This window comes from Rheinheimera soli (genome assembly GCF_021290985.1).
Taxonomy (GTDB): domain Bacteria; phylum Pseudomonadota; class Gammaproteobacteria; order Enterobacterales; family Alteromonadaceae; genus Pararheinheimera; species Pararheinheimera soli.
The window spans coordinates 1-13399 of record NZ_JAJOYU010000052.1 but is presented as its reverse complement, the minus strand read 5'-3'; the positions used below and the strand labels follow the sequence as shown (position 1 = coordinate 13399).

The window sequence follows — 13399 nt, the reverse complement described above, 5'->3', positions numbered from 1 at the left end:
ATTTAGGTAATTTTCAAAGCTCGACCTAAGTAGTTGATATCCACTAGAGTGACGATTTTCAGGGGTGTAAATGTCATCGTATAGATCACGAAAGCACTTGCGAACACCCGTAATTCCGGCGTGTCCTAAAGGGTTTTTCTCAAAATAGGCCAACAAATCAAAATAGCTATTGGGCCAATTTTCTAAGTAGTAAGAGGTAGGTAGGTAATATTGGCGACAATAATTCACATGGCTATGCGGGATGTTGGGAAGTCGATTTTTAAACGCAAGTTGTTGAAAACGCGAAAAGAAACTAAGTAAATCACATAGGCCTGGTAGATCGATCTGGTGTGCTGCAATATCTAGTGTGTGGTGTTCAGCGTTCTCAATTAAAACGTTAGTCTTGTATTCAGCGTCTGTAATATCAAAGTGGAAATGATTACCATCTGAATGCCGGATTTCTCGCCACAGATAATGCGTTCCCCACGTTAGTAGCTTTCCTGATGTCGGGTGAATAGAAACTAGTGGTAAGAGATGTCTCGTACAGTACGTTTTAGGCATCAACACATTAATGAATTGAAATTGTTTAATTTCTCGGTAGCACTCCGGACAAATTCGCACGTTTGCAAAGTTCAATGATTTATTAGAATAAATTCTACCGTTAATTGAACAGTGGTTGCTGCTGTAAGGTAGGAGCTTAAGGCTATGCAGTTCGGAGCTTTCAACATTCGCTAATGAAGCAATACGCTCTAGATCAAATTCACCAAAAAAAATCTTCTTGCTTGGCAAACGGTTATTTGAAAATTGAATACGTTCTGTGGTGAGCAATTGCATGATGTTTTTGTAACCATTAGCCTCTGTGATCCTTAGCAAATAGCTTGGTAGAGTTTCATGTTTTTTGGGAAAAGGACGGCTGAGAAGCATGGCTGATACTGGTTGAAATTCATAAATAAAGACTAGCTTAGAGGATTGACTCAGAATGGAATTTTTTGGAATTGAGTTTAGAATTTTTAGTGCGAAATTTTCTTTTTTAACATCATAGTTTATGCTTCATATGGCACTGTTCTAATTGATTTTATTATTTATTTTTATCTAAATTAAATGTTTCGATTGGATCGTTAAATATAGCTAGCAGAATGTCGATTAATTGCTCCTTTATTATCAAATAGATGCTACCTAAATGATGCTATCAAAATGATTGCTTTGTGGTCTGTTTTCACCTACATTTAGCTTTAATAAGCAAAAAAATAATTCGAGAATGCCTTGGCTGACCTCACAGAAATCAACTACGCCCAAAGAGAGCGTTTAGCATTTATAGACTTTTGCTTGCAATTTATAGGGCAGCTGTCGAGAGCTGACCTCGTGAACCACTTCAAAACTGGCCTAGCTTCTTGCTCAAGAGACCTAACACTTTATAAAGAACTAGCGCCAAATAACATGACACTTAAGCATGAGACTAAGCAGTACTACCGAACTGCGGAGTTCAAGCCTGTCTATGAACATAATGCAGAAGCCATTTTGGCAAGTTTGTGTCGGGGATTTGGTGATGGTTTATCTCACACTGTCAGGCCATCCGAGAAGTGTATAGACTCCACTCGGCTTATCCATCCAAGTTCAGAGACCATAGCAACGCTTATGCGTGCCATAAACAATCGTCTCGCAGTCTCGTGTGATTATATTTCACTAACGTCTGGCGAAACTTCAAGAATCATCGTGCCACATGCTATAGCAAACAACGGACAGCGTTGGCATGTGCGTGCTTATGACCAGAAATCTAAAGAGTTTCGGGATTTTGTTTGTACGCGCTTGCAAAACGCGACAGAGCTTAAGAAACCAATCAGTAACACTCAATCAGGCAATTATGACAAAGAGTGGCATAACATCCTTACAATTGAACTCGTTGTACATCCTTCTGTAAGCCATCCTAGAGCGATAGAAATGGATTTTGGTATGGATGGAGGTGTTTTGCGTTTAGAGGTCCGAGAGGCTCTTCTAGGCTACTTAATGAGGCAATGGAATGTTGATTGCAGTCATAATGCAACGCTGACACTTGGTGATTGCCATTTATGGCTGAAAAATATCAGTGAGCTAGGCAAGCTTGCATGCTTGACAATTGCGCCAGGGTATAAGGAGGGCTAATGTACAAAATAGAAAAGATAAAGCCTGATGTATATGCTAAATAAGGTAGTCAAGATTAAGGGAGAACAACATGACTCTTGATATTAGGGGAGGCAAAAAGACTACGGGAATAAGTGAAAACCGCTTTGTGGTATTCGAGGAACTGATATCCAATGCGATTGATTCATACCTGATTAGAAAAGATTGTTATGACGATATACCTCCACTCAGTATACGATTTGACATTGAAGTGTATCCCCTCGATTTAGTATCAGGAGAGCAAGTTGGGGTCAAAGTTGTTTGTAAAGACAACGGTGCGGGTTTAGGAGATCAGCAAGTTAAAGCGTTTGTTACTAAAGACTCTACTTTTAAAGACGACTTGAAAATTAAGGGTATTGGTAAATGTTTCGGATCGGGACGAGTACAGTATTTCCATTTTTTTGAGCAATTGAAAATTGATAGTGTATTTGAATCCGATAGTAAGATTTTCCTGAGAACTCTGAATGTAGCTAACAACACAAGAGAAATTTCCGAAGGCTCTTTTTTAACGAGTGACGCGAAAGAGCGAGATATTGAAACAACTGTTTCTTTGACTGGACTGTCTAGAGAAGCTGCCAGAAAACACTTTTCGTCCGGGAATATACCTACAGATTTTTCGGCACGTAACCTAAGACATCACATATTTATAACTTTTTTGCACAGACTAATAGCTCTCAAAAATGTTATCGGGGATTTTTGTATAGAAGTTTCTACAAAAATCGAGGGCGATGAAGAACTGCAAAAGATTACTTCTGAAGACTTACCTGAAAATAAACCAGTTTCTGATATACCTATCATATGTTCTCACGGTAATGCTGACAGGATTGGTGAACACAAACTCTCAGTGAGTCTATACGAATTTTTTGTTGATCGGCATGTTGGGTTTGAGCACGAGGTGGCGTTATGCGCTAACTCTTCTATCGTGAAGTCTATTACGAGATCATTTTTAAAAGTCCAGAAGGATAGAAAAACTTCATTGGATGGGAAGTTTTATATAATATTGTTTGAAAGTGATTATCTGGAAAGGAATGTAAATGTAAGGCGGGATAGTTTTAACATTCCTTTGAGTTGTGGTAGCTCAGAGATGTTCTCTCATGGGCCGTCGATGGAAGATATTATAGAATCCATAGAAGATTTTGTACTTGGATTGTTAACGCCTACTGATTTCGATAGAGATGCACTTATTAAAGAAACAGGAGTTAAGTTTGGCATTTCAAGCAAGATGCTTTTCGACGCCCGTGTGAAAGTTAAGTATGGTGACACAGCCGAAAAAATAGCAAAACGTGTTCTAAAAAAATACCAAGAAGAGATCATTGACGATACAGCTGAAATATTTGATTTGAAACAAGAATTACTTGCGCTTGATCCAAGACATTCAGATTTCAGAGATAAAGTTAACGAAATGTCTTGGAAATACACTTCCACTATCAAAAAAATGGATATGGCAAATCTGTCACAATTGGTTGTTAGACGTTCCTCGATGATCGAAGTTTTAAGTTTGGCTGTTGGTAAGTCATTGGCGGTTCAGACTGCTGGCGGCAGAAAAGAAAATGAAAAAATAATTCACAATATATTCTTTCCAACAGGCAAAGACAGCAATGACAATATTGATCACGATATCTGGATTTTGAATGAAGAGTATCATTATTTTGATCACATTGCGTCTGACAAGGCACTAGCTTCAATTCCTTGGCAGGGAGATGAGTTATTGTTTGATGCAGATGTAGATGAACGGCTTGAAGAGTTATTCCGTAAAAACAATAAAGAAAATGGTTTGAAAAGGCCTGATATTGCTATCTTTAATCAGGAAGGTGCGGCAATTATTATAGAATTTAAAGCGCCAGGTGTAGAGTTACAAGAGCATGATCAAGATTTAATTGAGTATGCTAGATTACTAGCGGCGAGGTCGAAGGGCAAGATAAACAAATTTTATGGCTATCTCATCGGCGATTCCATCAATGAAAATAGGCTAAGAGGATATACAAAGTTTTCCAGTGGTAGAGGCTATTTTGGAACTGATGCAGTAGTAGACCTAAATACGCGTATTCAATATGGTGAACTATATTCTGAAATATTGTTTTATGAAGATTTTGTAGATAGAGCTGAAAAAAGATTAAAAGTTTACAAAGAAAAACTTGGCATCGGATAAGGAGTTTCCATGAGTTTTGCAGAGTCACAGCGAGAGTCAGAAATTATCGAATTACTGGGTGTACAAGGTTTTCCATATGTACCAGGACAAGGCATTGAACATGACGACACCGAGATTTTAATCGAGGATGATTTGTGCAAATTCTTGGCTGGAAAGTACTCTGCGAACAATATTACTGCTGATGAAGTTAGCTCGATCATCAAGAAAGCTGAATCGTTACCAGTCAGTAATTTGTACGAAAGCAATAAGACCTTCTGTAAATGGCCAAGTGAATATTGCCTCTTAAAACGAGCAAACCAGACCCAGAAAGATCTCTACATCCGACTAATCGAATATGCCAATGCAACCCTGATTGGCTTAGCTACAAAGACGTTGTCAAAATCAGCTGACCACTGCAAAGACAGCTTTGAACAAACCGAGAATTTTAAGAAAAATAGCTGCTTAGTTCTTATCGAAGCTAATAGGAAACTGGAATGGAACTAAAAATTGAGCAGCTCAAAACAGCGTACTTATTCCAAAAGAGCTATACGTATTTTGAGAATCTTAATCTATTCATGAAACAAACCATCTCTGCGTTTGAATGCGATAGGTTTGATGCGAAATTACAAACGTTACTTGAAGTTATAAATAGTGAAGACATATGCGCTAATAAAGATTTTAAAAAGTGGTTAGACGCGATCAACTTTAGACTTTTGCCGAAAGGGGCTAATAGGCCTGAAGATAAGCTGCAAAACGAACATAATAAAGAAAACGGACTGTTTCTTTCTAATGTTACTGCATCAGAAGAATATGAAGTTAGTAAACTAAATTACCTCATAGAGGCTCCCGCTGAACTACATATAGTTGAGATGTTGTGGTGCTTGGTTGTTGCTCCAGCATTAGAAAATGACATGACCAAAGATTGCTACGGTAACCGTCTAAGTGATGCGGCAATTGCATTTACTGACATTTTTACTTTTGATCCGGGTTCGACAAAGTTTGAGGTTTTTAAGAGGTATTTTGATCAATACAGTGCTTGGAGAGATAAAGCTCTAGATTCCGCAACAGAACTATTGAAATCAGGTGATAATGCTGCTTTTTTGTCACTTGATCTTAAATCTTACTTTTATGAAATAGAAGTAAATTTCGATAAAATTAGAAAAGTGACAACAAAATTCGTAGATGATGAGATATTACCGTTGGCTCAAAAGCTAAATGAAGCACTTGAGGCGATTTATTCCCATTACTACCTGAAAATTAAAGAAAACTTAGACGTGACCCATCCTGCTAGCTCATCAAAAAAAGGCTTGCCAGTAGGATTTGCATCATCGGCAGTCATTGCCAATTGGTATCTGTGTGATTTTGATAGAGCGATAGCATCTAAGGCAAGACCTGAACATTACGGTAGGTATGTTGATGACATATTGATCGTATTTAAAGACCCGACTATTAAAAGTACGAATCAGATAGAGTCGTTTATCTCTGAATATTTAGCTGGTTTAATTGAAAAGTCTGCTAATGATGCGAACTATTTTATCAAAATTGACAACAACAGTCTGCCTTTGCAGCGAGATAAACTTATTCTCCAGTATTTTGATAAAGAGCATAGTAGAGCAGGTCTTGAGGTATTTAAGAAGGAAATAGAGGAAAGAAGCAGTGCGTTCAGGTTTTTGCCAGAGGAACACATTGATAATGAATTGGACAAATTTGCCTACGATATTTTATATGACGGCTCAGCCAATAAACTAAGAAGTGTTGTCGGATTAGCTGAAAATGAAACCGAGTTAGCAAGATATTTATCATCTCACATTACAGCTCATCGGTTAAGTAAACTAGATAAAAAAGATGTTGTGATTCCGCAGCTAAAAGTCTTCTTTAATGGTGTGAATGCGATCACATATAGCAGACTTTGGGAGAAGGTTTATCAGTATGGCGTTATTTTAAACAGACCGTCATTTGTTATTGATTTCTACAAGATGGTTATTTCTGAAGCTGCGAAAATAAAGTTCGTAAGTGATCTTGAGGCTCTAACCAATGCGAAGAAGGGTAGTCTGACTAAGAGATTAAGAGCCGACCTGGAACACTATAACAATCTTTCTTTAAGCTTGTGTTTAGGTTTGCTTGAAATAGATCCGTATGAGCGTCTCATTCAGCCTGAATTTGTTGCTGCTGTTTTTTCAAATGATGGTCAAGGAATTCTTGATCTGCCGTTTGATGAGTGGCCGTCAGCCAATGGTTTAACTGGCTTACCATTGTTTGCTTACCATAAAAGTTTAAATCCATTTGTTAGAGATTTCCGTCAGGCGAATATGATTCGACACTCTCTAGTCGCCTGGCCGCTCGCAAATTTTACTGAATATAAAGGTAGTTTAGTTGATGATTCTAAATTTCTTACATCTGATACGTTTGAATTAATTCAAGAAAAGATAAAGCTTTCTCCGCGTTTTGTTCACTTTGATGAGTACCAATTATTTAAGCTGAACACCGCTCTCAAAGATTTTAGTCCTGACTCGACATTGAGTGATTGGCAAAGAGATTCAATAGAAAAGTATACAAGCATGTCCGGCTGGCAGGACATTGGTGTTAAATTTGACATTGTCGATAAAAATTTTAATGACACTCTGATAGTCGAACATTTGACAGTCGGTGGAAATGTGAAGCCTAGTTCACTGAGACTGGCGCTAGGTAATACTCAGATTAATGAGATAGATATTGAATATGCTGCGAGAGAAGACAAATCTCCTAATACATCTTTTTCAAGGCAACTAAAGTTATTTCATCTACTCAACAGTGCACTTAAAGAAAAAGCTGACTTGTTTGTTTTACCAGAGGTGGCCATCCCTGTTTCTTGGTTACCATTTATGGTCGCCTATTCAAGGAGGCACCAAATTGGCATGATATTCGGTTTAGAGCATTGGGTAGTTAATGGGAAAGCTTTTAACCTGCTTATTGAAGTTTTACCCTACAAGGTAGGTAACAAATATAATTCCTGCATAGTAACCGCAAGGGTTAAAAACCATTATGCCCCCGCAGAACAAGATATGTTGGAATCGTTGAGACTCGTTGCTGCCAACGAGGCTTTAAAACCTAAAAACTATTATCATAGGGTTAGCTGGAAAGGCATAAGTTTTGCGACTTACAATTGTTTCGAGCTTTCTGATATTGACCATAGATCAATATTCAAATCAGAAATTGACTTGCTGGTTGCTTGCGTTTGGAATAGGGATACTAATTACTATCAGCACATTCTTGAGTCTGCTGTCCGTGACCTGCATTGCTACGTAGTTCAATCAAATACATCTCAATATGGTGGTTCATGCGTTTTAAGACCAACTAAAACCGAGAGTAAGACAATGCTTTACGTGAAAGGTGGCGAAAATTCTTGTGTGTTAACTGTAGAGCTGGATATTGATGGGTTAAGAACATTTCAGTTCAAGTCAAAGCCAAATAGCAAAGATACGTTCAAGCATTTACCACCAGGCTACCAAAGTATTAAAGTTAGAGATAGATAGAGGAACTTTTGTGGGAGATGACAACTTATTGAAGTGGTTGGTTGGAACCTTATTTTCGGGGTTAGGGACTACATGGCTGTCTGAATACCTCAACCGCAGTAGGCTGAGTAATAATTCTGCGGAATTCGAAAGCAGAGAAATTCGTGAGTCTTCTGTGCAAGAGGAAAAGTCTGAGGATTATAAAACTAGGTTAGGAGCACGCCACAAATTTATTAGGACAACATTGCTAAAGCTTTCTGATAGGCGAATGGCTGATTTTTATAAATTTGACACAGTTTCAGAGCTATTGGAATTTGAAGCCGGTGTGAAAGAGTTTCCAATCAGTTTGCTCAATACTCTATGTGACTTCTTCTTCCTGAAAAAAGAGATGTTTGATTTGGACAATTCAGTGCGTTTGCCTTTTAAGTCCTTTAGCTTGCATCGTGATGAAATTGAGCAGTTCCTGAAAGACGGGTTTCGGCCTGTAATCGCATGCAGTCCAGAGAGTCGAGAGACCGATTTGTATTGTTCAATCATGATGTGTAAGGCGGAAAGTAGTTTTTACAGAGTGGTATCTTCAGATGTCAGAGGACGATTTAAATCAGGGGGCGGTGGTAAGAGTAATTTAGAACAACTTATTCACGCGATGATCAAGACTGGTAAGTACGATACTGAAGCTAGGATAGTCCAAGTTGATAAAGATCTTTGGTCAAAAATTGAGTCCAGAGAGTTTTGTCAGAATATTGAAAATCATGATTTAGATTGGGATTGCCAGGATATTTTTGATAAATGGTACTTTCAATATGACAAGAAATTCGGCAACGAATTGCGATCACAATGGATTAAAGAATACCATGCGGGAGAGGAAGCTAGGTAAAGTTCTATTAGCAAATGCACAAAATCTGCCGAAGCAGGTTTTTATGTAAATATTGCACAGGCAACTAAGGCCCGATATTGTCATCGATGTACATATACACCCCTGTATCAGTAAGCTCAATATCAGCTTAGCAGATTCTCATGTTGGTGCCTAGTCAGCTATTTTAGAATCCGCATCACTCAGGTGCTAGCACTATAGTTCGCACAGTTTGGCAATAAACCTAGCCAAACCACCACTCTAAGCCTTTATGCTCCACTTGCTACGGATTTTCCATGCAATTTATACACTTCATAATTAATGTAATCTGATTTAAAGACCCTTTGCTTTGAGTGTATCAATATTAGATTACATAATAGCTACAAAAATAATATAATTATTTAAAATCATTGGCTTAATGAGATGGCACAAAGAGCGCTGTTAAAAATATTTAGCATATATCTGCCAAGCTGCAATTATCGAATCCCCGTTATTCCTAGCCATAGAGTGGGAATTACAGCTTGTAGCAGTACAATCATTTAGACACAGTAGCAAGCGTGCATGTTGTTTCCGTAGCAAGAGACAAATCTTCAGCCTCACCGCAATTGCAAGGAAATTGCAAGAAAAAGCGCCGAGCGCAGCGAACACAATGAAGTGTTCGCAAGAGCAAACGAGCAAGATATTTCAATGGAGCGCGCTCAAAATTACAATTTTTATAAGGTCGCAGGTTGAATGTTGTGATGAGGATGTGATTGGACTGTTAATTTATTGGCGTGCAATAACATTGTCAGATTACACGCAGAGACGCAAGCATCTTCATTAATACGACCTGTCAAGCTCACCGGTGGCAGAGTGTTACGAGCATAACATTCTTATAATTTGTGTACACAAATCTTGATATTTACTATAGTGCGCACTATATTGTAATTGTGTACACATGCTTTGAGGTGAGGCTATGAGCAACGAAAAAGTTCTTGAAACATTAGGTATTCGCGAATTTCGTAATAAACTTAAAGAAACATTGGAACGAGTGGACGTGTTTGGTGAGCGAATTTTGTTAGGTAAGCATGGTAAGAGTGTAGCGGCCTTAGTGCCGGTGGAAGACGTTGATTTAGCTATTCAGATGGAGCAAAAAATTGCCGAATCCGTATTGCTTAATGATGAAAATTTTCCACTATCAGCTCCTAGTGAAACTAGTCTTGATGAGTTGATGGTGAATTACACGCCAAAAAAATATGACTCGTCCCGTTATGGAGCTGAGGTACCGAACTCATTGCAAAACGCGTTAAATGAGTTGAGTTGTGCCGTTGAGAACCGTCAAATGGGGCAAGCTGAGTGCTCCTTGCTTGTTGGCGTTATTCGAAAACTGGCGGAGAAAATATCATCTGCGTCAGATATCCGTTCAATCACATCTGTGCTTACTCAAGCCATGATGCGCTCAAAGGAAGGGAATGTATTGCAGACTCAAGTAATCGAAATTAGCCGCGCTAATGATGTTTTCGCATCTAGATTAACTAATAGTTCACCTGGTACTGACCCAACCGAAGTTGCCGCCGCAATCGCGCATGCCTTGCTGCACTCGCATGATTAATAGGCAAGCCTTCGGTACTTCATTAGCTTGGATCCTAAGTTGTGTGATCAATGCCTCGCTAATTGCGGTTGCGCTATTGATATGCACCTTTGATGGTACGATTCCGCGCCTATTCGGTGTGGTATTTTTAATTGCATACCTATACTTCTATTTTTCCAATCCCGCACTCTTTTTTCGTCGTCTTCTAGCGACAGTTGTTACTTTGAAACTGAGTGTATGGTTGGGCGCTATCAATGCTTTGTCGGGTGTAACTACAGGTAACCTTCTTCTTTTTGTTCAAAAAATAGTGGTGTTGCTTGAGTCTTTTGTCGTGAATGATACTTGGTTTATCCTCATATTTTTTGGTTTACTTATAGCCTCTATTTTTGAAATGGCATTCGTTAATGGTCTGCTGTCTGACAAGGGGGTGTTTTCACTTTTTGTGAAGAGGCAACTAGTTGTCACATCAACGATGAGTAATTCGTGGAAATACAACTCTTCTGCAAAAGACAAGAACGGCAATAACGTTGTTTCTTTCGCGCTGACACTTCGTTTAAAAAATGCAGACACACAGGTAGCACATGGATTAGTAAGCGATGATATCGCCTTTTTCACTAACTTCTCCGGTCTATTTTGGACATCAGATATGGAATACACCATCGCGCCCCGTCTAGGCAGTAGAATCCAACAAGATCTAGTTGTACCAGCTTCAGAAGAGGGAGATGTGGACGTGTTAATTTATATCCAGAATTCACTTTTACGTCGTTTTTTGAAATGTTGGAAACCGAGTTCATTGATGATCTATTTTGTGCTGAAGGATAGTATGAATAATTCTCATCGCATTGCTCATAAATGCTTAATTACTCAATAGCTTGCGAAGTCTTCAGGATTTAGTATGCTAGTCCAATCAGTACAATGGATTGCGCAAGAATATGGCATACAAGCTCGAACAATACAACGAAGACATTTTGGCTAATAAAGCTTTTTTCTCTGCTTTAGAGCAGCTCCCCGTTAATAAAGCTCTTCTGCACGCTTTACTTAATGAAATTCTTGAAGCCGTCAATAAACAAAACCTCAATCTTTTGTCGCATAGAAAAGAAGTTTCTGTTCTTTCCCAATTACTCCCCAATTCTAAGCAGACGCATATCCTCTCTTGCGTTATCAAAATCCATAAGCTACAAGTGCTTTTTAGATTAAATACAACAGTACCCGTGGTAAGCTTTCGTTACCAGATTTGACAACCTTACGGCTATCGCTGATTCAGGATTCCTGATGCTGCAATCCTAAATCTCCGCAATAAAAGCACAAAGGGATCATACAACACTTTAGTCGCGACGATCATCTAATGACACAGTGCAGTCGTCAGATTAGATCTCTAAAATAATTGAGAACTCTACTGACCAGATATGGTGCAAGCCACTTCTTGAACTCTCAGGCTCATGCCTGTAGTCCGCTACCTGTCTAGTTCGCCATGTTTGAATCAGGATTTGTGGCTAAGTGGAGCGAAACCTGCGTTTTATAAAAGTGGGCTGTATCGAAAGAGTGTCATAGGGAAATGGCTTAATTTTACGTCTATCTACAATAGCTAGGATCAGTTGTGGCACTATATCTAACAGACCCACGAAGTCGGTCGTATGCCTACATGTCTTAAATAAATCCCAGCATGAGGTAAGGATGCCATTAAGAGCGGAATTACAAGGAGAGACCTTGTTCTCTTACAAGATGTCGCCCAAGGAATGGGACGATATGAAACAGTCAGACTTAAAAAAGTTCTTAACCTTACCTTGTTGTAACGAAAGAGCCGTTGTTAAGACTAGCGCCCTTGGGACTCAGTTTTTCGCTCATTACCGGAAATCGGAAGACTGTATCTTAAAGCCTGAGTCTAAGGAACATTTACGTTTAAAGGCCATCGTTTCAGCTGCCGCAGAGTCTGCCGGATGGACCGTTACGACGGAATACATTGGCTATAGTGAGAACGGTGACAAATGGATTGCTGATGTTTATTGCACTAAAGGAAAGGCAAAGATAGCTTTAGAAATCCAATTGTCTCCACAGACAGAAAAAGAGCTAAATGCTCGGCATAAGCGATATGTCGAATCAGAGGTTCGGGATGCCTGGTTCATGAAAGATAGCGTCTATGTTAACTCAGGCCATAGTTCAATACATAGTTTCCCAAGGTTTCAGATAAAACACTTCATGGACAGCAGGTCGATGCCTCAAATGTCTGACTATCCGTTATCGGTGGCACAGTTCGTTGATGCCTTGCTCCGCGGTGGTTTTGTCTGGAAAGAAGATAAAGACGAAATTCTTTTGTATTACATGAAATCTAAATGCTGGAGATGTAAGATAGACCTTAATGTCCCTATTGGTCTTGGGGATACGGCATGTTCAAATTTTGACAAATTTATTTGTACAGTACCTAATTGTTCAAATTTCTACGAGTCTCTAATGGCTAGAGTGGACAACTACGAACTAAAACATCTTGGTTTAACGACAATAGGCCCACATCATATCACAGGGAATGCTCCGAACTTTCCCTACTGTGTTAAATGCACTAGTTGCCACGCCCCCCAAGCGAACGCCTATACGTTGCAGGACTATCGCGACTGGTCCGAGAAGGTAGGTAGAGACAGCTACCACGTTGTACTTTCGAGTTACTCCCATAGTGGTCGATACGAGTTAACGGCTTTAAGTAAGGGAAAACGGTAATTCAATTGATTTCAAGTTAATTGCAAAGTTACGCACTGTAAGCGCTTCAGCATTATTTTTTGGTAGTTTACTCAGCCCCCTCACTATTGCAAAACGCCACACGAATTTACCACCCGTTGCACTTTCGGGTAACATCCAGTTTCAGCAATGGTCCGCCAGCTAAGAGCGTGAAGCGGACATTAAAGCCCGGATCTGGGGTGTTGCGGAAAACCGCTTTCAAATGCGCTTGTTAAGCATTTTTTTTCACCACCACTTTCTAAGCTTGTCATTGTAGATTTTACAATTTGGGACATAGACAGTGCCGCCCTTCCATTCTTGTTTATATGATGGGCTAAAATCAGTAGCCAGATTTAGATAAGTGCCTAAAGATGGTGTTTTATATCTCTTTGAGGATTTGTAGTAACCACCAGCAGACTGCTCTTCACCATATTGATTGTACCAACTGGATGGCTCTACATAATTCTGATATTCCGAAAAATGGACTGGCACGATACTTAAGTCCGCAACCCAAT

General features: G+C 39.2%; 11 protein-coding genes. 9 read left to right on the top strand and 2 right to left on the bottom strand.

Annotation, left to right across the window (positions count from 1 at the left end):
- The coding region (locus tag LSG37_RS20500; protein ID WP_233081868.1) for a TniQ family protein at positions 1-903 on the bottom strand (903 nt) is incomplete at its 3' end.
- Positions 904-1242: 339 nt separating this feature from the next.
- On the opposite strand from LSG37_RS20500, the gene LSG37_RS20495 reads away from it, so the two are divergent.
- The 9 genes from LSG37_RS20495 to LSG37_RS20455 all read left to right on the top strand — a co-directional run bounded on the left by LSG37_RS20495 (position 1243) and on the right by LSG37_RS20455 (position 12887).
- Positions 1243-2118, top strand: a complete 876-nt coding sequence (locus LSG37_RS20495) for a WYL domain-containing protein (RefSeq protein WP_233081867.1) — start codon at positions 1243-1245, stop codon at positions 2116-2118.
- A gap of 70 nt (positions 2119-2188) precedes the next feature.
- On the top strand, positions 2189-4285 hold the full coding sequence (locus LSG37_RS20490; protein ID WP_233081866.1) for a hypothetical protein: 2097 nt from the start codon (positions 2189-2191) through the stop codon (positions 4283-4285).
- A gap of 9 nt (positions 4286-4294) precedes the next feature.
- Positions 4295-4768 (top strand): hypothetical protein, encoded by a 474-nt coding sequence (locus LSG37_RS20485; protein ID WP_233081865.1) that lies wholly within the window; start codon positions 4295-4297, stop codon positions 4766-4768.
- Positions 4759-7776, top strand: coding sequence for a reverse transcriptase domain-containing protein (locus LSG37_RS20480; protein ID WP_233081864.1), 3018 nt, complete (start codon positions 4759-4761; stop codon positions 7774-7776). The genes LSG37_RS20485 and LSG37_RS20480 overlap by 10 nt, the downstream gene beginning before the upstream one ends.
- A gap of 10 nt (positions 7777-7786) precedes the next feature.
- Positions 7787-8632: a hypothetical protein gene (locus LSG37_RS20475; protein ID WP_233081863.1), complete on the top strand. Its 846-nt coding sequence runs from the start codon at positions 7787-7789 to the stop codon at positions 8630-8632.
- 931 nt (positions 8633-9563) lie between these two features.
- Complete coding sequence (locus tag LSG37_RS20470; RefSeq protein ID WP_233081862.1) at positions 9564-10199, top strand: type II toxin-antitoxin system Phd/YefM family antitoxin; 636 nt, start codon at positions 9564-9566, stop codon at positions 10197-10199.
- Positions 10200-10242: 43 nt separating this feature from the next.
- Complete coding sequence (locus LSG37_RS20465; RefSeq protein WP_233081860.1) at positions 10243-11049, top strand: hypothetical protein; 807 nt, start codon at positions 10243-10245, stop codon at positions 11047-11049.
- A 61-nt stretch (positions 11050-11110) separates the two neighbouring features.
- On the top strand, positions 11111-11416 hold the full coding sequence (locus LSG37_RS20460) for a hypothetical protein (RefSeq protein ID WP_233081858.1): 306 nt from the start codon (positions 11111-11113) through the stop codon (positions 11414-11416).
- Between the two features lie 508 nt (positions 11417-11924).
- Positions 11925-12887, top strand: a complete 963-nt coding sequence (locus LSG37_RS20455) for a competence protein CoiA family protein (protein ID WP_233081857.1) — start codon at positions 11925-11927, stop codon at positions 12885-12887.
- 243 nt (positions 12888-13130) lie between these two features.
- On the opposite strand, the gene LSG37_RS20450 is transcribed toward LSG37_RS20455, so the two are convergent.
- On the bottom strand, positions 13131-13399 hold a 269-nt coding region (locus LSG37_RS20450; RefSeq protein WP_233081855.1), incomplete at its 5' end, for a DUF2147 domain-containing protein.